Annotated in this window: 19 protein-coding genes and 4 pseudogenes; 11 read left to right on the forward strand and 12 right to left on the reverse strand. The window is 69.6% G+C overall.

The window, feature by feature from the left end:
- Positions 1–161: 161 nt before the first annotated feature.
- Positions 162–2,219 (forward strand): Shedu anti-phage system protein SduA domain-containing protein, encoded by a 2,058-nt coding sequence (locus tag AB0M28_RS14180; protein ID WP_365403062.1) that lies wholly within the window; start codon positions 162–164, stop codon positions 2,217–2,219.
- Between the two features lie 208 nt (positions 2,220–2,427).
- Entirely contained in the window at positions 2,428–4,011 is a 1,584-nt protein-coding gene (locus tag AB0M28_RS14185; RefSeq protein ID WP_365403065.1) for a restriction endonuclease, read from the forward strand.
- Between the two features lie 37 nt (positions 4,012–4,048).
- Here AB0M28_RS14185 and AB0M28_RS14190 read toward each other — a convergent pair.
- Positions 4,049–4,216, reverse strand: a pseudogene (locus AB0M28_RS14190) (dihydropyrimidinase); the annotation flags it as partial.
- Positions 4,217–4,645: 429 nt separating this feature from the next.
- Between AB0M28_RS14190 and AB0M28_RS14195 the strand changes: the two are divergent.
- Entirely contained in the window at positions 4,646–4,987 is a 342-nt protein-coding gene (locus tag AB0M28_RS14195) for a hypothetical protein (RefSeq protein WP_365403068.1), read from the forward strand.
- 109 nt (positions 4,988–5,096) lie between these two features.
- Here the strand turns inward: AB0M28_RS14195 and AB0M28_RS14200 are convergent, their stop codons facing one another.
- Positions 5,097–5,663 (reverse strand): hypothetical protein, encoded by a 567-nt coding sequence (locus AB0M28_RS14200; RefSeq protein WP_365403071.1) that lies wholly within the window; start codon positions 5,661–5,663, stop codon positions 5,097–5,099.
- Positions 5,664–5,836: 173 nt separating this feature from the next.
- On the opposite strand from AB0M28_RS14200, the gene AB0M28_RS14205 reads away from it, so the two are divergent.
- The 3 genes from AB0M28_RS14205 to AB0M28_RS14215 all read left to right on the forward strand — a co-directional run bounded on the left by AB0M28_RS14205 (position 5,837) and on the right by AB0M28_RS14215 (position 7,238).
- Positions 5,837–6,649: a hypothetical protein gene (locus AB0M28_RS14205; protein WP_365403073.1), complete on the forward strand. Its 813-nt coding sequence runs from the start codon at positions 5,837–5,839 to the stop codon at positions 6,647–6,649.
- Between the two features lie 149 nt (positions 6,650–6,798).
- Entirely contained in the window at positions 6,799–7,050 is a 252-nt protein-coding gene (locus AB0M28_RS14210; RefSeq protein ID WP_365403076.1) for a hypothetical protein, read from the forward strand.
- Between the two features lie 17 nt (positions 7,051–7,067).
- Positions 7,068–7,238 carry a hypothetical protein gene (locus AB0M28_RS14215; RefSeq protein ID WP_365403077.1) on the forward strand — a complete coding sequence of 57 codons (171 nt, stop codon included), beginning with the start codon at positions 7,068–7,070 and terminating at the stop codon, positions 7,236–7,238.
- A gap of 536 nt (positions 7,239–7,774) precedes the next feature.
- On the opposite strand, the pseudogene AB0M28_RS14220 reads toward AB0M28_RS14215, so the two are convergent.
- A pseudogene (locus AB0M28_RS14220) lies at positions 7,775–8,230 on the reverse strand (amidohydrolase family protein); the annotation flags it as partial.
- A gap of 351 nt (positions 8,231–8,581) precedes the next feature.
- Here AB0M28_RS14220 and AB0M28_RS14225 point away from each other — a divergent pair.
- Positions 8,582–9,145 (forward strand): transposase, encoded by a 564-nt coding sequence (locus tag AB0M28_RS14225; RefSeq protein WP_365403080.1) that lies wholly within the window; start codon positions 8,582–8,584, stop codon positions 9,143–9,145.
- On the opposite strand, the gene AB0M28_RS14230 is transcribed toward AB0M28_RS14225, so the two are convergent.
- The 4 genes and pseudogenes from AB0M28_RS14230 to AB0M28_RS14245 form a co-directional block, all read right to left on the reverse strand.
- The gene (locus AB0M28_RS14230) at positions 9,138–9,392 is read right to left on the reverse strand and encodes a hypothetical protein (RefSeq protein WP_365403083.1); all 255 of its coding nucleotides are present in this window, start codon (positions 9,390–9,392) and stop codon (positions 9,138–9,140) included. The two genes, AB0M28_RS14225 and AB0M28_RS14230, sit on opposite strands and share 8 nt — an antisense overlap.
- Positions 9,393–9,459: 67 nt before the next feature.
- Positions 9,460–9,876 (reverse strand): hypothetical protein, encoded by a 417-nt coding sequence (locus AB0M28_RS14235; protein ID WP_365403086.1) that lies wholly within the window; start codon positions 9,874–9,876, stop codon positions 9,460–9,462.
- A gap of 91 nt (positions 9,877–9,967) precedes the next feature.
- Entirely contained in the window at positions 9,968–10,378 is a 411-nt protein-coding gene (locus tag AB0M28_RS14240; protein ID WP_365403087.1) for a hypothetical protein, read from the reverse strand.
- Positions 10,379–10,504: 126 nt separating this feature from the next.
- Positions 10,505–10,771, reverse strand: a pseudogene (locus AB0M28_RS14245) (transposase); the annotation flags it as partial.
- 196 nt (positions 10,772–10,967) lie between these two features.
- Between AB0M28_RS14245 and AB0M28_RS14250 the strand changes: the two are divergent.
- The 3 genes and pseudogenes from AB0M28_RS14250 to AB0M28_RS14260 all read left to right on the forward strand — a co-directional run.
- A pseudogene (locus AB0M28_RS14250) lies at positions 10,968–11,331 on the forward strand (zinc-binding dehydrogenase); the annotation flags it as partial.
- Between the two features lie 179 nt (positions 11,332–11,510).
- Complete coding sequence (locus tag AB0M28_RS14255) at positions 11,511–12,431, forward strand: ABC transporter permease (protein WP_365403090.1); 921 nt, start codon at positions 11,511–11,513, stop codon at positions 12,429–12,431.
- A gap of 3 nt (positions 12,432–12,434) precedes the next feature.
- The gene (locus tag AB0M28_RS14260; protein ID WP_365403093.1) at positions 12,435–13,337 is read left to right on the forward strand and encodes an ABC transporter permease; all 903 of its coding nucleotides are present in this window, start codon (positions 12,435–12,437) and stop codon (positions 13,335–13,337) included.
- A 62-nt stretch (positions 13,338–13,399) separates the two neighbouring features.
- Here AB0M28_RS14260 and AB0M28_RS14265 read toward each other — a convergent pair whose 3' ends face one another.
- From AB0M28_RS14265 to AB0M28_RS14285, 5 genes are all read right to left on the reverse strand, one after another.
- Positions 13,400–14,575: an acyl-CoA dehydrogenase family protein gene (locus AB0M28_RS14265; protein ID WP_365403096.1), complete on the reverse strand. Its 1,176-nt coding sequence runs from the start codon at positions 14,573–14,575 to the stop codon at positions 13,400–13,402.
- 30 nt (positions 14,576–14,605) lie between these two features.
- On the reverse strand, positions 14,606–16,819 hold the full coding sequence (locus tag AB0M28_RS14270; protein WP_365403099.1) for an acetate--CoA ligase family protein: 2,214 nt from the start codon (positions 16,817–16,819) through the stop codon (positions 14,606–14,608).
- Positions 16,820–16,840: 21 nt separating this feature from the next.
- On the reverse strand, positions 16,841–17,035 hold the full coding sequence (locus tag AB0M28_RS14275; RefSeq protein WP_365403102.1) for a ferredoxin: 195 nt from the start codon (positions 17,033–17,035) through the stop codon (positions 16,841–16,843).
- A 127-nt stretch (positions 17,036–17,162) separates the two neighbouring features.
- Entirely contained in the window at positions 17,163–18,464 is a 1,302-nt protein-coding gene (locus AB0M28_RS14280; protein ID WP_365403104.1) for an NADH-ubiquinone oxidoreductase-F iron-sulfur binding region domain-containing protein, read from the reverse strand.
- Complete coding sequence (locus AB0M28_RS14285; protein ID WP_365403107.1) at positions 18,452–18,889, reverse strand: hypothetical protein; 438 nt, start codon at positions 18,887–18,889, stop codon at positions 18,452–18,454. The genes AB0M28_RS14280 and AB0M28_RS14285 overlap by 13 nt, the downstream gene beginning before the upstream one ends.
- Before the next feature lie 251 nt (positions 18,890–19,140).
- Here AB0M28_RS14285 and AB0M28_RS14290 point away from each other — a divergent pair, with 251 nt between their 5' ends.
- Positions 19,141–20,277 (forward strand): aromatic ring-hydroxylating dioxygenase subunit alpha, encoded by a 1,137-nt coding sequence (locus tag AB0M28_RS14290; RefSeq protein ID WP_365403110.1) that lies wholly within the window; start codon positions 19,141–19,143, stop codon positions 20,275–20,277.
- The last annotated feature ends 34 nt before the right edge of the window (positions 20,278–20,311 follow it).

The raw sequence follows: 20,311 nt of genomic DNA on the forward strand, positions 1-20,311 counted from the left end.
GATGCATATGCCGTTGCCCCAACATGACGCCACCCCTTGCCTGGCGGTGCGAGGGCCAGGAGCCCAATAGAGCCTTGATTAGCGATGTCCCCGGCTGATTCCAACCGGCGAAGAGTCGCCAATAGCCATCGGGCGACTCCATCGGCATCCATCCTGAGTGCATGACCCAGCCCAATACCTCCCCGGCACCGGAGAACCAGCCGCGGATCACGGCGGTGACGCGACGTGACATCTTCGACTGCCTGCGCGACGAAGGCGGCCCCTTGTGGGGACGGCTCGACGAGATCGACTTCCTGGAGGGCCTGTACGACCTCGACAAGCTGGTGTCCACCGACCCCCGGTTCGCGACCGCCCGTGGCGACATCATCCAGCACCGGTACAACAACCCAGAGGATTGGCCCGACGACTGGGTCTTCGAGGACCCGCGCTTCGAGCTCCTCGACGGTCCCGACGTGATGCTCCTTTCCTTTCTTGCAAGGCTGGTTCATCCGGAAAACGAGCCAGACGTCGACCAGTCAACCCGGCGTGTCGAGCTCCTGAACCGCTTGCTCGGTCCTGACGGCTGGGCCTTGCGCACCTTCGAGTTCCTGTCGGGCCGGCCGATCTACACGGCGGTCCCCATACCGGCCACCGGCCCACTGATCCCGCTGCCACTGGCTGACGACGACACAGGCAAACTCGACCTCGTGCTCGGGCAGATCCATTCCCTCCTCGACCGCGACGGCGAGGAGGCGGCCCGGGACTTGCTGCGCCCGAGCACCCTGACGCTGCGCCGCGACGGCGGCTTCTTCCACCCCATGCCCGGCGACGGATGGACGGCCGACACGTACGAGGCCGTCCTCACCGTGGATCGCGCCCTCCTACCCGCATTCACCAAAGCGATCACCGATGCGATCTGGCAACGGATGGAACCCGTACTCACCCGGCTCCAGCGCGAGGATGTGCAGTCCCTTGTGGTCGAAGGGGATATCAAGCCGGTGCCGGCCGTGGCAGCGGATTGGAGGAACCAGGCGGCCGAGTTGGACCCCTCGTTCGTTCGGGGCCTGCGCATCACCTTTCCGTCCAAGGAGTTCGACGTAGCACGGCAGGACTTCTCCGACCTGGAGATCCAAGGCAGCGGATTCTCCTACTTCTATGACACCCGCACGAACCGGATGATCACCGACTTCCTCCTCGACGACCGGCCACAGGTTGCCACGCTCTGCAACGTCACCCTCATCCACAAGGACGGCGCCCTCTCACCCAGGATCAAGCTGTGGAAGAGGGACAAGACCAAGGTTGCGCGGACCGTGGCCAGGGAAGCGATACCCGGCGCCGAGGCCGCCCAGATCGTCAAGGCGCTCGTCGACACCAGTGACGTCCACGAGAATTTCTGGAAGGTCATCGGATTCCTCCAGAGCTGCGTCGGGCTGCAAATCCCAGCGAGCAGCCTCCAGGTGACCGTTGGAGACGAAGCCGAGTTGGCCCGGCTACTCTCCGGCCAGGACCGCACCACGCTCCTTGAAGCTGTCAGGACCGCCATCGGCGGCGCCCTCACGGAAGCGGACATCCGGCGCATCAGCAATCGCAAGTCGCAGCTCCAGCGCTTCAGCCGACTATTGAAAGACCCGGAGTACTTCGAGTCGCAGCGCAACAAGGCTGCAGGACCGGAGGCGGTCTGGCAGGGCTTCTTCGAGGAGAACCCGTGGATCTTCGGATACGGGCTCAACCTCGTCGCCTGCGAACCCCTCGACGACGGCAAGCTGGAGCGCATCACGGCCGGCGCCAACATCTTCACCGGGGCAGGCAAGCGCAGTGACGCCGTCATGCGCTCCAAGGGCTTCATCAGCAGCCTGCTGCTCTGCGAGATTAAGATCCACACCACGCCTCTGCTGGCCCGCACTCCGTACCGGCCTCCCGACGTGTACCACGTCTCGACCGATGTCGTCGGCGCCGTGGCGCAGGTGCAGAAGACCGCACACAAGGCTCTACGGCTGGTCCGTGACGAACTGCACAGGCTCTACCGGGACGACGGCACCCCGACCGGCACTGAAATCTCCACGGCCCGCCCCCGGCAGGTGCTGGTGATCGGAAGCCTCAGCGAGTTCACCGACAGCGGCGCGACCAACCCGGAAAGGATCACCTCCTTCGAGCAGTACAGGCGTTCCCTCCAGGACATCGAAGTCATCACCTTCGACGAACTCTACGAACGGGCCCGCTTCATCGTCGAGGACCGCTGAAGTTCATCCGACCGCATCAAGACCCCGGCGCGAATCTGGCCAGCGCCGAGGCGTTGCGGAATCCCCGGCACAGCGCCGGTGCGCCGGATGTGCCCCTGGGAGCGGCCGGTGGGTCTTGCGCGATTTCCGGTGGCCCTTGACGCTGTCGTACGGGCGAGCAGTACCGCGGACGTGGGGCTGGCGGAGCAGGCACTGACCTGGGGGTGCGGTGGCAGGCGGATACGGGGCGGGCGGAAGCGATCCGTACGCCAGGGAACTGGCGCGGCGGGCACGGGAGCAGGAGAAGGAACGCAGGGCGGATGAGGCTGAGGCCAAGCGCAAGGCCCGGGAGGACAAGCTCGCCTACGAGGCGGCACGCGCCCAGGAGGCGGTCGATCGCACCTACGTCATCGAGAACGACGTGAAGCAGCTGGCCACGCTGCTGGTGAACGTGGTACAGCACGGAGCCGCACTGACCTTCGACCAGCTGAAACAGGAGTACACGCCCAAGGCGTACACCGCGTCAAAGCGGCGCAGCAAACCCACTCCGCAGCCGCGCTGGACCGACTTCGAGCCGGAACCCCCGCGCGGACTGCTCGGCGCCCTGGGCTTCGGACGCCGCGGCTACGACGACGAGGTCGAAGCGGCCCGGCAGCAGTACGACCAGGCGCTACGTGACCACACTCGGGCCGAGACGGAGCGCGTCCAGGGTGACGATGCGGCCCGGGCGCGGCACGAGGAACGCAACCGGCAGGAGGCCGCCCGGGTCGCGGAGTGGAACGCCGGCATCGAGCAGCGGCGCGCCGCCTACCGTGAGCGGGACGTCGAAGCTGTCGAGTGGTTCATCGACCAGGTGCTCGCGGCGTCGAAGTATCCGCACGGCTTTCCCAAGGCCCACCGGGTCTCCTACCAGGCCGACACGGGCGACCTGTTGGTGGAGATCGACCTTCCGCTGGAGGAGGTGGTGCCGGCCGCTCGCGCGTACCGCTACACCAAGTCCCGTGACGAGCTCATCCCGGTGCCGCGTCCGGACAAGGACCGCAAGGAGTTGTACGCCGCCGTTCTCGCGCAGACCGCTCTGCGCACCGTCCACGAGCTGTTCGCCGCGGATACCGACAGGGCCGTGCAGTCCATCGCCCTCAACGGGCACGTGGCCACCATCGACCGCGCCACCGGCCGCGAGGTGCACCCCTGCCTGATCACCCTCCAGACTGGCCGGGAGGAGTTCGAGGACCTCGTCTTGACCCAGGTGGACCCCCGGGCGTGCCTGAAGCGGCTGCGCTCGCTGATCTCGCCCAACCCCTATGAGCTGGAGCCGGTACGCCCGCTGGTCACCTTCGACCTGAGCAAGTTCCGGCTCATGGACAGCCTGGACGTGGTCGCCGGCCTGGACAGCCGGCCGGTGCTGATGGACCTGACCCCCACGGAGTTCGAGCACCTGATCCGCCAGTTGTTCGAGGCCATCGGGCTGGACAGCGTGAACACTCAGCCGTCCAAGGACGAGGGCGTGGACGCGATCGCGATGAACACCGACCCGGTGATGAGGGGCCTGTGCATCATCCAGGCCAAGCGCACCAAGAACGTGGTGCCGTTCGAGACGGTCTCGGCGCTGGCTGGGGTGGTGGAGCACAAACGCGCGGCCAAAGGCATCCTCGTCACCACCTCCTGGTTCGGCCGCGCCAGCGAAGCCTTCGCCAACGACCACGGCCGCCTGGAACTCCTCGACGGCGCCAACCTCGTCCACTTGTTCAAAGAACACATGAACCTCGACGTCATCCCCGGCCCCGTGCCCCCCAAGCGCAAGCCGCGCTAGGAAGCGACCCCTGGGGCGTTCGTAGGTTGTGCGAGGCACCCGGAATCACGTACATCCCGGTGGCGCCGATCGTGCGCTCCTCAGCCCAGTTCTGCGTGCCGGGCACCGCCACGGCTACCACGCGCCCGCTCTCGATGTGGACGTCGGCGTGCATCTCCCCGGCCGCGGCAATCACGAGGCCGCCGGTGATCTGCGTGCGTGTCAGGTCGAGACTCCCTTTCAGCCTTCCACTTCGATCGGTCCGGACGGTTCCCGTGAAACCCGGTCAATGGCGTGGTCTCCGCGCTTCCACCACTTCGGCGCCACCGGCAACCCTCTGGGTGGCCGCCGTGATACAGGGGCCGACATGCCTGGCTGTCGCCAAGCTGTTCGTCCTGCGCCGATCCGACAAGACGGACGGTCGGCAGTCGATGGCCGCGCTGAACGCAATCACCGAGCAGACGCAGCTGCCACCCCCCTGAACACGGCACGCCGCGATGCCCCGGGACATGAAGGACTGCACCTCTCGCCGGGTCGCCAGGGAATACGAGACACGTACCACAGGTATATGGCCCACGATGGCCAGGTCGGGGCATCTAGTCCGCGGACTGCCGGAACCCCGGCATCACGCACTTGCCTGTGGCAGGCTCCAGCCGTGACCATCATCGCCGAGGCCTTCGCAAATTGGCAGCCCCGCAGGGAGCGGTACGAGTCCTACAAGTACCCGTACCGGTATGCGGGCGCGTATCTGGCCGAGAACCTGGATATGGCCCCCGCAGAGATCACTCAGCGGGTTGAGGAACGCATCCGCGCCATGCCCAACGCCAAGGGCGAGAAAAGGAAGAAGCGGCACGATCGCGAGGTCATCGCCCGCGCTGTGCTCGACGCATGGCTGGAGGAATCCGGTGAGGACGAGGATGACGCGTGCCGGTTGCTGGCGGAGGCCTACTTGAGTGAACACCGCATCGAAGCCCCGCCTGAACGAGGCGGCGTATAGGCATGGGCCTGCGCGCCACGATACGGAGCCGCGGTGGACACCGACCGGGGTGTGTAGTCACTCCACTGTGTGTGACGAGCAGCCACATGCCGTCGAGGGCCTCGCCCGGTTAGGAAGGCTCGGGCGCTGGCCCGCTGAGCGGCGCCCGAGCGGGCGGATCCTGACTCGGCTGCTCCTCGCTCCCGAGCTCAAGCAGAGCCTTCAGCGCGCGGAGCCGGCGCGGGCGGCGCCACCAGGCGGTGAACAGCAGCGTCTGTGCGTCTCCGGAGAGCTTCGACAGCAGCGCCAACTTGTCCTCCTCGGAACGCTCCGACAGCCATACCCCGCGGGCGTGCACGGCGTACGCCACGGCCGCGGTGCGCGCGGCGAGAGGAAAGGTGAGCGGGGCCGAGCTGTCGATCAGTCCCCGGGTCGCGGTGTCCAGCTCCTGGCGCCAGCGCTCCCGCTCGGCCTCGAGGCCAGAGCGCACAGCGGGTGTCGCGTCCTGCGGGATGGTCGTGTTCTCCAGGCGGCTCGTGCAGATCAGGATCGCGAGCACCGCGCCGGAGAACGCCTCCCGCGTCTTGTGCGCGTCCTGGATCTGCCGGTTGCGCGCCTCGAGTCGGGGGAGGATGAGCCATCCGGTCGCGATGGTGGTGGCGAGGGACAGCAAGATGGTGTTCAACCAGGAAGGCATGGCCGCATTCTGCAGCTTCGGCAAACCGAAGGGGGCATTTCCTGGCAAGAAGGACGTCGCGGCGCCCCGAGTCACCCGCGCACCGACGCGAGTTGACCCACCGTCGCGAAGACAAACCACACTGATATGTAATTTGCTCGCTTCCCGCACAAGTCGGCGCATATGCTCACCCAGTGACAACGGTCGACAACGAAGATCAGGAGCTCCTGGCGATACTCGCCCGCCTGGAGAGCATCAAGCCGTACGAGACGCTCACCACCACGGACTCCAAGGGCTGGGAAGTGCAGTCCGGAAGCCCGCTCGCTGGCGATGACCGCAAGGCCCACCCGTACGGCGTGTCCCACCTCGCCTGGCACGCCCTGACCGTCGCCAGCGACCACCTGACGTGCCTGCGGCGCACCCTGATCGGCGATGGTGATCCCGGCGCCCATATCCAGGTCACCCTGCACATCTTCGCCCAGGCGACGCTGCTGCGGGCCGCGTTCGAGAACTCGTGCCGCGCCGTGTGGCTGCTCGCCCCTGAGAAGCGCCTCACCCGGATTACCCGCCGGCTGTCGCTTCAGGCGGAGAGCATCACGCACTCCGACCGCATCACCGACCGGCTGAAGCTGACCCCGGCGCGCCCCACAGCGCAGCGCGTGCAGAAGCTGGAGAGCGCGGCGATCGCCGCCGGTATCGCGCGCTTCGACCTAAAGAAGCAGCTGAAGTTCACGGGGTTCAAGAGCGTTGTCCGGGCCGCCGGGGACTCGATCCCCGGTATGGGCGCCGATCAAGCCGAGGTCGTGTGGAGCGCCTGCAGCTCCCTCGCCCACGGGGACCTGCACAGCATGAGCTTCCTGGACCGCGAGGTCGTGTCCAGGCACAACAACGTGGCCCTGACCCGCCTGTCGAACGACACCACCACCCTGCTGTGGGCGACCAGCGTGTCCGCGCAGATGCTCGAACACGCCGTCAAGCTGTACGAGATGCGCCGTACCGCTCCCTGATCCAGCGGGACACCACCGATCGGGCAGGGCGCCGAGCCGCGCTCGGCCCGCGGCACGCCGCGGGCCCACCAGAGCCGAACAGCCCATACCGGTACGACCCCGGATCAGTCACCATGGCGGCGCGCAGCACCGACAGTCGAGGGGGCACCGTGCCGAGCTACAGCGAGATCCAGTCCGCGGTACGCGCCGAAAAGTTCAAGATCTGGTTCGCGTGGTTCGCCGGCGGCTGGATCACCCTCGGCGTGGCACTGGCCACCCAAAACGTCCGTATCGTCAGCGTCATCACCCAGGTGATCTTCGCCGCCTACGCCATCGTCTTCACCTACATCGCCGTGAAGATGACCAACCGCCTCAACCGGAAGATCGACCCGCTGCGCCGCCAGGTACTCGGCGACGACTGACCCGCACAGGAGGCGCCATGTACGGCGTCATCGGCCTGATCGCGTTCGCGTGCTGGCTGCTGCTCGCCGCCGGCGGGGTGATGGTCGACGCACCGCTGCCCGGGAAGGTCGTGCTGGGTGTCGTGGGGGCAGGCGTCCTGGCGGCATGGCTGCAGCAGTGGATGCGCGAACACAAGGACTCCCGGTGACCGGCAGGGTATGAGTGGGAGTGTGACCGCCCCCACCGGCCGCGACGGCCGCCCCCTCGTCACCACCGCCGTGGCTGGGTACAGCCTCGGCATGAAGCCCGTCAGCTTTCGCGGCTGGGCCACCCGCCACGGCGTACACTCCGCCGGCTACCAGCCCAACCCGGCCGGCGGGCAGGCCGCCGCTCTGTGGGATCTGGCGGACATCGCCACAGCGCTCCGCCCACAGCACCCAGCGGAGGTGCTCCTGCCTGCCTGCCTGCCCGTGTGTCACGCCGAAGTGCCTTGCAGCCTTCCACTTCGAGCGGGCCAGGCGGGTTCTCAGGAGACGCGCCAATGACCGTGGCCCCCCAACGACCGCTTCCGCCCTGTGCCGACGCGACTCGCCGCAGCCGATCCCATCCGATGTCCGCGGCACGTTGCACTGGGGTCCGTCATAGACCCGAATCACCCGGAAAGCCGTCAGCAACGCCATCAAAGCAGCAGGTCAACCGCCGAATTCAGCTAGACGACACGCGGGTACGTCAGCGAGCAAAACCCTTGAACGAGGTCAGGCCCTCTGCGACGAGGCCGTCCATCTCCTTCAACGAGGACTCGTTCACATCCGACATGATCATGTGGAAGCCGTAGTCAATCGCACAGCGCCCGTCCGCCTTCGCATGCCACAGATCCAGGCCCTCCCGCAGCGAATGGCCGACGCTCTGCACGGCGAAGTCGACGATCGTCGTCGTGCCGCCCCACGCCGCCGCCCGCGTCCCCGTCTCGAAGGTGTCCGAGGCGAACGTGCCGCCGAACGGCAGCTCCATGTGCGTGTGCACGTCGACACCGCCCGGGATCACGTACTTGCCCGTGGCGTCGATCGTGCGCTCCGCCGTCCAGCTCTGCGTGCCGGGCGCCGCCACGGCGACCACCCGCCCGCCCTCGATGAGAACGTCGGCGTGCATCTCGTCGGTAGCCGTGATGACAAGGCCGCCGGTGATCAGGGTACGGGTCATGGCGGGCATCTCCCCTGTTCCGGGATCGCCGGATCCCGGCGTAGACGTCGATAGGAACCGGGCGCTGACTCACCCCATGATGACGGGAACGAGGCCGCACGACACCGGTCGGCGCACGAAGCCGCGCCGAATGTCGACCGGATGCGGACCTGCGCGGCCTCGGGCCGCCGGGAGGGACAAATCACCCGATCACCACCGCGCTCCACGGCATGTCCCTGCGTGCGCGAGCTGCTGGTCCGCAACGGCTGGTCGTGTCAGGTGCCGGCGCGGCGGGGCCCTGCTGCGCGACGATGCGGCGGTGGAGACCTGGGTGAAGGAGACCTGGCCCCAGGTGGAAGCGCCGCGGCGGCCGTGAACGGCTGGATCTGCTTCGAAGATGAGGCGGGCCAGTCGCTGCGGCCGACGAAGGTCAGGATCTGGGGCCGCCGCGGGCACACGCCGGTCGTTTGGGTGCATGGCAGGCGCGGCAAGGGCAAGGTCACCATCGCCGGTCTGGCCTGCTACCGGCACGGACAGCGTTCCCGGTTCCTGCGCAAGCAGCACATCTACCGCGGCCGCAAGGGCGAGACCAAGAGCTTAACCTGGCGTGACTACTGCGACCTGCCCCGGTCGGCGCACGTCCAGCTCGGCGCCCCGATCGTCTTGGTGTGGGACAACCTCTCGGTGCATCTGCACCACGGCATGCAGGCGTTCATCGAGCGGACGGACTGGCTGACAGTCTTCCAGCTGCCGCCCTACGCGCCGGAATTGAACCCGGCGGAAGGGCTGTGGTCGGTGATCAAGGGCGGGGTGCTGGCAAACCTGGCCGCGGCCGGCCTCGAGCACCTGACGCGCGTCATCCGCCGCGGCTTGAAGATGATCCAGTACCGCCCGGACCTGGTCGACGGCTGCCTGGCCGCGACCGGCCTCACCTGATCACCCGTTGCCTCGCCCAGACCGGCTTGGTCATCGAACCCTGGTGAACCGCAACGGCCACTACGAGTTCAACCTGTGTCGTTCCCACGCCAGCGCCGCGGCACCACCGGATTGCCCGCGACCGGCGCACCGGCCGGTCCGACATCCGCAGGTCCGCCGCGATCTGCGCCATCCCGTCGCCAGCCTTGAATCCCTTGGCCAACTCCAACCGCACGGCCTCCCGCTTCTCCTGCTCGGCAGACGTCAACCCACCCCCCTGCCCTGCGCATGCCGCAGGGATCGCCACCCATCACGACACCCCGGACATCACGGATTCAATCTGAGCATCTGCCGTGCTTCTCGCGAAGACGTCGTTTGAGCTCAGCCAATTTCTCTGGATCCGCAACTCCCGGCTGCCGCGGCCACGATTCGAACAACGCGGGCCCTAGACCTTCATCTCTGAGAATATCAAATACTCTTGCCGAGACGACTAGCATTCTGGACTGGTCGGAACCAAAGTCGTCGACACCCGCCTCTCCATTAACATCAAGCCACACAAACTCAGGCAACGTTACGTTGGGATGCCGCTCCTCGAATTCCTCGGATTTCAATACCTCCACATCTCGAACAACGCATCCAGTGAGCGACTGCCCCGCTAGCCGATTCGCAACCCTATTAGTTGCGATGTACGTCCAGGCTCCTTCAACAATGCATCCTCCCAGCCATCCGTCGAACTCGTAAACCAGATTCACCGGGCGAGGGTAGCCTTGAGTTCGGTCAAATATCACTCCGGGCGCCGGGCCACCTGCAACCTCAGGTTCGATTCGATAGAACGAGGGAGGCTCACTGAATGAACCTGGGCGGGGTGAAGTAGTATCCATGTGTCCTGTCGATCCAATCCGCATAGTCTGCAATCTGCTGGCGGGTCGCGGTCGGATGGCTCTTGTAGAATCTATTCCACATGAGCCGTATGGTATGAAGATGCAGATCGCTATTTATCCCCTTCGGCACACCTCTCAGATTCCAGACACCATTCAGCTCGTCGGCGGTGAAGAGTCCGGGATACTTTGTGAGTACCTTCCTCTCAATTGCATGATGCACCCAAACCTGCCCACGCAAGTTCGGATTCACTTTGAAAAAGTTTCTCTGCCAGCACGACTCATTGTGTACGAGCACAGAAGTGTCGCCTACGAACACATAGTACGTGTGCAGGTCTTCGACCGTGAGGTTGTACATGTCTGCCGTGCCAGGCACGGCCTGCACCTTAAGGATCAGTGCGTGCTCGTCGGTGGCCGTATTCAGGGAGTGCCCAGGCGTGGGCGTGTCTCGGTTTCCGTGTATGCCCCTTCTTTGACGTGCTGCTGGTTTGGCTTCGGTTGATCACTCGGTGGTGTTCAGGCGGAAGCCGTCGAGGTCGATGCGGTCGCCGTCGCAGCCGACGAGGACGTTGATCGCGGCTTTCCAGTTGTGGGTCCGGCCGGTCGGGTTCGGGCGGTTGGGCTCGCGGTGGCGGATGGCGAGGTAGAGGACTTTCAGGGCGGCGTCTTCGCTGGGGAAGTGCCCGCGCCGCCGGCTGGCCTGCCGGAAGCGGGAGTTGAGGGACTCGATCATGGTGGTGTAGACGATCTTGCGGACGCCGGGTGGGAACTTCAGGAACTCGGCGAAGTGCACCCAGTTCTTGTATGGGTGTTCTCGCACGGCTTCGGCAAGCCAGTGGTCGGTCGTGGATGACGGGCAGCTCGCGGTCACCGCATCCGCGCCGTCGCAGGTCTTACCGAACAGGAGCTCGCGTGCCGCGAGCTCGGCCAGGTGGAGTGCAAGGGTGATGTCGCTGTGGGTGAGCCTGTGCGGGGTGATCACGGCGAAGGAGATGGGCGCGGAGCGCATCATCGCGAGGAGTCGCCACGAGCCCCGGCAGCAGCTCGCCGTCGAGTTCGGTGCGACGGACATCGTCACCGAGGGCGGCGACGAGGGCGTCGCCCGGATCAAGGACCTCACCGACGGGATCGGGGCCAGCTCGGTCCTCGAATGCGTCGACACGGCGGAGTCCAGGCAGCAGGTGCTGCACCCTGCCCGCACCGGTGCGGAGCCGTCTGCCCGACCTGATCGACCGGTTGCCGGCCGGACAGATCGACCCGGGGCGAGTCTTCGACCTCACGCTGCCCCTCGACCAGGTCGCCGAGGGCTACCGTGCCATGGACGAACGCCACGGTGACGGCCTGCCTGAAGCCCTGAGCGGCGCGTGGGCCGCCTGGACCGGCGGTCCCGCCCCGCCTCCTGAAGCACAGGCAGCAAGACCATTGCGGAACGCCTGCGGCATGAGCAGACTAACTGGGTACTCAGTCAGCCAGTTGCAGTGAGTGCATGCCCGTGCTCAGGAGGCAGCATGCCCGTCCCGAAGTTGCGCACCCGCCTCGCCCGGCGACGCAGCGACTCCCGCGTGTGGGGGCTCTTCGCGCTGCCCGGCACTGTCTGGATCGCCACCCTCTTCGCCGTCCCGTTCTACGCCGTGACCTCGGTCGCCTTCGGTTCGACAGATCCGATCTTCGGCGAACCGATCCCCGAATGGAACCCGCTCCACTGGCAGTTCACCACCTTCTCCGACGTCGTCGGGCGGGCCTTCGGCGGCGACCTCGGCCCGGTCCTGGCGCGCACCGGACTGTACGTCCTGACGGCTGTCGCCCTGTGTTCGCTGATCGGCTATCCAGTGGCGTACTACATCGCGCGGCTGGCCGGGAAGCGCCGCGGCCTGCTCCTCGCCCTGATCCTCGCACCGTGGTGGATCAACTATCTGACCCGCATGATGGCATGGCTCAACCTGCTCGCCGACGACGGCTGGGTGAACCGGCTGCTGCGCGCCGCCCGCATCATCGACGAACCCGTCAACTGGCTCTCCGGCAACGCCCTCACCGTGATCACGGCCCTGGTCTACGGATACCTGCCCTTCTTCATCGTGCCGCTCTTCGCCACCCTCGACAGGATCGACGGCCGGCTGCTGGAGGCCTCCCGCGATCTTGGAATGGGCGCCGTGCGGACCTTCTTCCGGGTGACGCTGCCGCTGAGCCGGCCGGGGCTGCTGACCGCCTGCGTGATCACCGCGCTGCCGATGTTCGGCGACTACTACACGAACACCCTGGTCTCCGGCTCCCCCAACACCTCGATGATCGGCAACCAGATCCAGCTGTACCTGCTGGGCGGCCCGCAGAAGGACGTGGGCGGCTCGCTGGTGCTGCTGCTGTCGGCGCTTCTCATGGTGCTGATGGCCTACTACCTGCACACGGTCCGCCGCGACGGCAAGGAAGGCTGACCCATGTCCCTCACGCTCCGCCGTCCTCCCGCGGGCACGAAGACCGTCCCGCGACGGCGCCGGCTGCGCCGCCGGCCCTGGGTGCTGGCCGGGATCACCTGGGCGTACATCCTGTGGTCGGTCCTGCCGGTGCTGGTCGCCGTGCAGTTCTCCTTCAACGCCGGGCGGTCGCGCAGCGTCTGGCAGGGCTTCTCGCTGCGCTGGTACATCGGCGACCCGGTGTCCTCGGTGCTGCACGACGCGTCGCTGCGGCTGGCCCTCACCAACAGCGTCGAACTGGCCGTCCTGACCACCCTCATCACCACGCCGCTGGGTGTCGCCCTCGCGCTCGGCCTCGCGCGCTGGCGCGGGCGGGGCAGCGGGGCGGCCAACTCCCTGATGCTGCTGCCGCTGGCGACGCCCGAGATCGTGATGGGCGGCGCCCTGTACCTGGTCTTCACCGACCTGTTCCGCTTCGTCCCGCTCGGCCCGGTCGCCCAGCTGCTCGGGCACGTCACGTTCTCGATCTCGTACGTCGTCGTCATCGTCCGGGCGCGGCTCGCGTCCGTCGGCACCGAGTACGAGACGGCCGCGCGGGATCTCGGCGCGACCCCGATGCGGGCGCTGCGCACCGTGCTCCTGCCGATCCTCGCCCCGTCCGTCTTCGCCGCCGCGATGATCGTCTTCGCCGGCTCCATGGACGACTTCGTGATCAGTGCCTTCCTCGCCTCCGACGCCTCCTCGGACACCGTGCCGATCAAGCTGTACAGCGCCGTACGGGCCACTCCGACGCCCGCGCTCAACGCGCTCGCCACCCTGCTGCTGCTGGGGTCCGCGCTCGCCCTGCTGCTGGCGTGGCTGGTGATCCGCAAGCGCGGCGGTTCGGGGGACGACAGCGCGCTGCGGCACCTGGCGTCGCTCGACTGAGCCGGGCATACGGCGAGGAGCCCCGGTGCGCGGACCGCACCGGGGCTCCTCGTTCGCCGTGCCTAGAGTGCCGCGGGGCCGGGGAGGTCGAGGAAGCCGGTTCCGCGCTTCTTCAGCTCGTTGGCGACGACCAGCCGTTGGATCTCGCTCGTGCCCTCCCAGATCCGATCCACCCGCAGCTCGCGGTACAGCCGCTCGACGGCGTACGCGCGGTCGTAGCCGCGGCCGCCGAAGATCTGCACGCACCGGTCGACGACGCGGCCCGCCGCCTCGCTCGCCGACAGCTTGGCGGCCGACGCCTTGGCGTGCAGGGTCTTGCGGACCGTGCCGTGGTCGGCCTCCCAGGCGACCTGGTGGGTGAAGGCCCGGTTGACCGCGATGTCGATCGCGCAGTCCGCCAGCATCGCCTCGATCATCTGGAAGTCGGCGATCGGCGAGCCGAACTGCCGGCGGCACATCGCCCAGTCGCGGGCCTCGCGCAGCGCCCGCTCGGCCGCGCCCACCGTACGCGCGGCGATCATCAGCCGCTCCTCGGTGAACCAGGCGCGGGTGATGTCGTAGCCGTCGCCGATGCCGCCCAGCACGCGGTCCGCGGGGACGAAGACGTCCTGGAACGTGAACTCGGGGTGCTCGTAGACGAAGGTGTGCATGAAACGCGGTGTGCGCGTCCGCGTGATACCCGGGGTGTCCATGTCCACGAGGAGGAGCGTCGGGCTGCGGTCCTCCCCCGCCGCGGCGAGCAGCACCATGAAGTCGGCGTGGTCGCCGACGGTCACGAACCACTTCTCACCGTCGACCAGCCAGCCGCCGTCCGTCCGCGTGGCCGTGGTGGCGAGGGTCCGCGGGTCGGAACCGGCCTCGGGCTCGGTGACGGCGTAGCAGTCGCGGCGCTCGCCGCGGATCACCGGCTCGAGGTATTCGGCGCGCTGCGCGTCCGTGCAGAACCGCAGGGCGTTCGCGGGCCGCCAGACTGTGTCCCACAGGGCACCCGTCAGTCTGCCGAGCTGCTCCTGGACGATGACCTGGTCGAGGATCGACAGGCCCGCACCGCCCCATTCGGCCGGCATGTTGACGGCCTGCAGTCCGGCTGCGAGCACCTCCTGGCGGATCTTGGCGTGGGCCTCGGCGGGCAGGCCGTTGTCGCGCTCGCAGTCGTCCTCGTACTGCCGGATGAAGCCGGTGAGCGCGGCAGCGCGCGCACGCAGGTCAAGTTGCTCCGGGGTGTAGCTGAAGTCCATGACGCTCCTTCGTGTCGGTCAGTGCAGGGGTCAGTGCGTCGTTCCGTCGGCCGGGGCGGCCAGGACCACCCGGGCGTCGAGGGCGAGTGCGCCGCCCGGGGTGAGCAGCAGCGGGTTCACCTCGGCCTCCGCGATCTCGGGATGGGCGGCGGCGAACGCGCCCACCGCCGCCACGGCCTCGGCCGCGGCGTCGAGGTCCACGGCGGGCCTGCCGCGTACGCCGGACAGCAGCGCCGCACCGCGCAGCCGGCCGAGCAGCGCATGGGCCTGCGGGACGGTGACGGGGGCCAGGGCGAAGACGACGTCGCCCAGGACCTCGGTGAGGACGCCGCCGAGGCCCACCATCAGGACGGGTCCGAAGCGCGGGTCGCGGCGCGAGCCCACGATCAGCTCGACGCCCTCGCCCAGGTCGGCCATCTCCTCGACGGAGTACGCCGGTGCACGCAGCCGCGCGTGCATGCTCCGGTACGCGGCCAGCAGCGCCTCGCCGTCGCGCAGCCCGAGGGCGACTCCGCCCGCGTCGGACTTGTGCAGCAGGCCGGTGGCCTTCAGCACGTACGGGGGCCGCAGTCCGCGGGCGGCACGGATCACACCCGCGGCGTCGGCGGCGGTCTGCGACCGGGGGAAGGCGAGTCCGGCGGCGGCCAGCAGCGCGCGGTCGGACAGGTAGCCGGTCGCGGTGACGGGCGGCGCCGGTTCGGGGAGCGCGCCGGGGGCAGCGCCCGGTCCTCCGGACGCGGCGGCGAGCGCGGCCAGCGCGCGCACGGCGTCCTCGGTCGCCCCGTACACCGGCAGGCCGCCGGCGGCGAGGATGCGGCAGGAGGGCGCGTCCGGGTACATGCTCTGGACGACGACGGGTTTGGTGCCCGCCCGCGCCGCACCGATCAGCGCGCGTGCCGCGGCCTGTTCGGCACCGTCGGCGTCGCCCAGGCCTTGCGCGTGGACTGCATCGCGCCGGCCATCCGCACCGCCTGCATCGCCCAGGCCTTCCCCACCGCCCGCACCGCCCGGCCCTCCCCCACCCTCCGCGTCGCCCAGACCTTCTCCCGCGGCGGAGTAGCCGCCGAAGTAGCCGGTGAGCAGGACCGCGTCGACCTCCCGCGCGGCGAGCAGGGCCGCCGTGCCCCGGGCGTAGCACTGCGGGTCCTGCTCCCCGAGCCCGGCGAGGTCGACGGGATTGTGCGCCGGGGAGTTCACCCACAGCGCGTCGCTGACGGCGCTGCGGGTGTCAGGGCCGAGTTCGGGCACGCTCAGCCCGGCGGCGTCGAGGATGTCGGCGGCGACCGTGCCGTGGCCGCCGCCGTCGGTGAGGACCGCAACCCGCGCGACGGGGGTGGGCGGCGGGGCGGCGTGCAGCGCGGCGATGACGGTCGCGAACTCCCGCAGGCCGCGCACCCGGTGGATGCCGCTGTCCCGGCACACGGCGTCGACGACGGCGCTGGGGCTGGTCATCGAACCGGTGTGGGAGAGCGCGCCGCGAATCGCGGCGGCACTGCTGCCCGGGGCGAGCAGCACGACGGGCCGGCCGAGCGCCGCCGCCTCGGCCGCCCCGGCGGCGAAGGCACGGCCGTCGCGGAAGTCCTCCGCGTACACGGCGATGACCCTCGTACGCGGGTGCCTGGCGCAGTCGCGGACCAGCTCGACGAGGGTGACGTCGGCCTGGTTGCCCAGCGAGACGAACCGGGAGAAGCCGTGGCCGGTGCGCTCAAGGCACAGCCGCAGCTCGAGACCCGCGTTGCCGCTCTGGCTGAGCAGGGCGACACCGCCGTCGCGGAAGCTGTCCGAGCTGAGGTGCAGATCGGTGGAGTTGTCGGCGAGGCCGAGGCAGTTCGGGCCGACCATGACCGCGCCCGCCGCCCTGATCCTGGCGACGGCGCCGAGCTGGACCGCCTCGCCCTCGGGCCCGAGTTCGCCGAGCCCGGCGGTGATCGCGACGAGGGCGCGCGCCCCGCATTCGAGCGCCTCGTCCACGGCCTGCGCGAAGCCGGCGGCGGGGACGCTGAGCAGGGCCAGGTCGACCGGCTCGCCTATCGCGCGCAGCGAGGTGGCGGCGCGCCGGCCGAGGATCTCGCCGCCACCCCGGTTCACCAGGTGTACGGGGCGCCGGGCGGCACCGCGCAGCGCCTGCCGGGCGACGGCGAAGCCCCATTTCGCGGGATCGGCGCTGGCGCCGACGACGGCTACGGAGCGCGGATCGAACAGGGCGGACAGGTCACGTGGCGGTGGGCCGGCGGACGGCTGCATGGTGGGCCTTTCTGCGACGGGTCAGGAGAGACGGAGGGCCTTGACGGGGCAGATGCGTACGGCGGCCTCGGCGGCGGTGCGCTGCGGCTGGGGGACGTCGGCCGCCGCGGGCAGCAGTCCTGCGTACCCCCAGTCGTCGAGGTCGACGAGGCCGGGGGCCTTCTCGTGGCACAGGCCGTAGCCCTGGCAGAGGGTGGCGTCGATGCGGAGTTGCATGAGGGGGCTCCTGAAGGTCGTTCGGTTGTCCGGGAGTGGGGCCGGCGGGCTCGGGCACTCAACCCGGTCCGGGCAGTGGGCCGTTCGGGCGCTCAGCCCGGTTCGGGCAGTCGGCCCGTTCGGGCGCTCAGCCCGGTTCGGGCGTGATGCCCAGTTCGAGCTCGAAGCGGGTGCGGCGGCGGAAGGGACCGGCCGCCGCGCAGTGCGGGCAACGGCGTTCGAGGTGTGCCGCTACGGCGTCCGGCCGCGACCGCAGCAGCGCCGCCGCGTTGGCCGTGGCCGCGTCGAGCAGCCCGCACGCCCCGCGGCCGCGCAGCGTCTCGGACCAGCGCCGCAGCTGGTCGACCTGCACCGGCTGCGCCTCCCCCCGGCACAGCCGGGCGACGGCGTCGGCCATCGCCGCCGTACCGCGCAGGCACGCGCCGCACTGTCGGGCGCTCTCCGTGGCGAGGTAGGCGAGGATGTCGCCCGCGGCGTGCACGGGGCAGTCCGCAGGCCCGAGGGCGACGACTGCGCCGCAGCCCAGTTGCGCTCCCTGCGCGCGCAGCCGAACCGGTTCGAGGACCACGTCGGGCCCGGCCGGGAGCAGACCGCCGAAGTAGCCGCCGATCAGCACATGGGTCGCTTGGCCGGCGGTACCGGCGTGGTGCTCCATGAGGTCCGCCAGGCTTGTCCCGTACGGCAGTTCGTACAGGGCGGGCGGCGCTCCGAGCCCCGACACCGTGGCGAGGAAGCTGTCCGCGCTGCGCGTCGCCCCCGAGGCGAGCAGCGCCAGCCGGGCGAGGGTCTCGACGTTGAGGACGAGTGTCGGACCGCCGCCCACGCCGGCCTCGAACACCCGCGGCGGTTTGGCCGTGGGCAGCGCCGGGCCGCCGGACAGATGGCGGACCAGAGCGGACTCCTCGCCGGTGACGTACGCCTCGGGCACCACGCGGACGACGACCCGCGGTCCTCGTGCCGAGGGCCGCTCCCGCAGGGCCTGTTCGAGCGATCGCGCCGCCGTCCGGTCGCTGACGGCGACGTATGCCGTATCGGCGCGTACCGCCGTCGCCGCCTGCGCGATGCCGTCGAGGACCAGGTGGGGGCGCATCCGGGTGAGGAAGCGGTCCTTCACGCTGGCCGGTTCGCCCTCGGCGCCGTTGGCCAGCACGGTACGGGGGCCCGGCGGGCGGTTGTTGACGCCCACGATCTTCGCGGCGGCCGGAAACCCCGCGCCGCCGCGACCGCGCAGGCCCGCCGCCGTCAGCCTGCGCAGGAGTTCGGCGGTGGGCAGCGGACCCCGGTAACCGCCCGCGGCACGATACGCGTCTGCGTCCTGCCGCAACTGCGGATCCGGGCCGACAAGCAGGCCCGGACCGCCGAGGGCGGCGATGCGGCGGACCTGTTCCGGGCCGCCTCCGATCCCGGTCGGCGCCGTCAGCGGATGCATCGCGGCCCCGTTCCCGGCGCGGCGAGACGGCGGCGCAGGCCCTGGACGGACCGGTCGAGTGCGGCGCGCTGGGCGGTGGTGCGGGCGTAGGCGTCGCCCGGCAGGCCGACGAGCAGGCGGAGATGTTCGGCGAGCAGCTCGCCGGCGGCGAGTGCGGGCGCGAGCTGGGCCGTACCGCCCTCGCGGGCCGCCCGGCCGACCAGGGTGACGGCCTCGTCGAGCCCGGCGAGCCAGGTTCGGGCGGTGCCGCGCAGCACGAGGCGCTCCATGCGCCGCCGTTCGGCGCGTACTCGCGCGGCCGCGTCGGGCCGGGGCGATCGCCCGCCGGGGGGTCGGAGGCCGGCAAGCAGGTCGGGGAGCAGGTGCTCGGGTTCGGGGGTAAGGCTCAGCCAGGCGAGCCTGCGGGCGGATCGGGATGCCCTCACGGCGGATGCCTCCTCGGTCACCGTTGTCCGTTCGAGCCTAACTGGTCAACCAGTCAGTGGGGTAGTCTCCTGTGAAGGTGAGAGCTCCCGGAAGCTCAAGAACCACGAGAATTCCGGGGCACATCCCCCGCCATGCCCCAGATGCCGCAGCGGGTCGCAGCGGGTCGCAGCCGCTTGCCACTGACCACCCGACCAGCCGCAGGGGATGTGGCTCCATCTGCCCGACCGAATCCACCTCACAGGAGCGGACGATGACGGAACCCAGCACCGCGGCCGCGAACGCACCCCTGCTTCCCGCCTACTACACCGACACGGCCGTCCTGGCCGCCGAACAGCGCCGCATCTTCGCCCGCACATGGCAGCTCGCCGGCCACGAGACCGACCTGCCCGGCCCGGGCTCCAGGATCGTCGCGCGGGCCGGCGACCAGGAGGTGGTCGTCGTCCGCGACGAGGAAGGCGCTCTGCACGCCCACCGCAACGTGTGCCGCCACCGCGGCGCCCGCCTGGTCACCGGACCCGAGCAGCACGCGGCGATCCGCTGCCCGTACCACGGCTGGACGTACTGCCTCGACGGCCGGCTCGTCGGCGCGCCCGAGGGCCGCCGCTTCTCCGCGCCGCTGCACCTGCCCTCGCTCGGGCTGCTGCCGGCCCGGGTGGAGGTCTGGCACGGGCTGGTGTTCGTCAACCTCCATCTACAGGCAGCTCCCCTGGCCGATCAGTTGCTGGGGCTCGACGCGCTGATCGGCCGCTATCTCGGCGAACTGGTGCCGGTGGGGGCCGCCAGGATCCACCACGCCGCGGACTCCCCCGGGCGGGTCGTCGCCACCGACGCGAACTGGAAGGTCGCCGTCGACAACTACCTGGAGGGCTACCACGTCCCCGTCGCCCACCCCGGTCTGATGCGGCTGCTCGACTACCCCCGCTACTCCGCCGAGGTCAGCCCCGGCTACGCCTACTTCGAGGCCCCGCTGCGCGCGACCCGCAGCGCCAACCGGATGGAACGCCTCTACCAGCGCCTGGTCAGTCCCATGCCCGGGCTGCTGCCCGAGGACCGGGGCGTGTGGCGTTACGTCGCGGTGTACCCCAACACGATGATCGACCTCAGTGCCGACTGCGTCGGTGCCTGGTCCATGATCCCGGACGGCGTCGATCGCACGCTGCTGCCCGGGGCGGTCTACCGCCACCCGGACGCCGGCTGGCGGACGAGACTGGCCCAGGCCGCGGGCCGCAGGGTCAACGACCTCGTCACCCACGAGGACGACGACATCGTCACCCGCGTCCAGGCGGGCCTGCGCACCCCCGGCTTCACACCCGGCCCCCTCTCGGAGCGCGAGGCGGCCCTCGGCTGGTTCGCCGGCCGCATCCGCACCGACCTCGGCCGGACGTGACCCCGGCCGACGCACGCGGGTGCGGGCGCGAGCC

It is taken from the genome of Streptomyces sp. NPDC051940 (assembly GCF_040680895.1).
Taxonomy (GTDB): Bacteria; Actinomycetota; Actinomycetes; order Streptomycetales; family Streptomycetaceae; genus Streptomyces.

Coding starts and splice junctions, on each gene's coding strand:
- AB0M28_RS14180 (WP_365403062.1), top strand. CDS start 162: ATGACCCAGCCCAATACCTCCCCGGCACCGGAGAACCAGCCGCGGATC.
- AB0M28_RS14200 (WP_365403071.1), bottom strand. CDS start 5,663: ATGCCTTCCTGGTTGAACACCATCTTGCTGTCCCTCGCCACCACCATC.
- AB0M28_RS14215 (WP_365403077.1), top strand. CDS start 7,068: ATGTACGGCGTCATCGGCCTGATCGCGTTCGCGTGCTGGCTGCTGCTC.
- AB0M28_RS14255 (WP_365403090.1), top strand. CDS start 11,511: ATGCCCGTCCCGAAGTTGCGCACCCGCCTCGCCCGGCGACGCAGCGAC.
- AB0M28_RS14260 (WP_365403093.1), top strand. CDS start 12,435: ATGTCCCTCACGCTCCGCCGTCCTCCCGCGGGCACGAAGACCGTCCCG.
- AB0M28_RS14265 (WP_365403096.1), bottom strand. CDS start 14,575: ATGGACTTCAGCTACACCCCGGAGCAACTTGACCTGCGTGCGCGCGCT.
- AB0M28_RS14270 (WP_365403099.1), bottom strand. CDS start 16,819: ATGCAGCCGTCCGCCGGCCCACCGCCACGTGACCTGTCCGCCCTGTTC.
- AB0M28_RS14275 (WP_365403102.1), bottom strand. CDS start 17,035: ATGCAACTCCGCATCGACGCCACCCTCTGCCAGGGCTACGGCCTGTGC.
- AB0M28_RS14280 (WP_365403104.1), bottom strand. CDS start 18,464: ATGCATCCGCTGACGGCGCCGACCGGGATCGGAGGCGGCCCGGAACAG.
- AB0M28_RS14290 (WP_365403110.1), top strand. CDS start 19,141: ATGACGGAACCCAGCACCGCGGCCGCGAACGCACCCCTGCTTCCCGCC.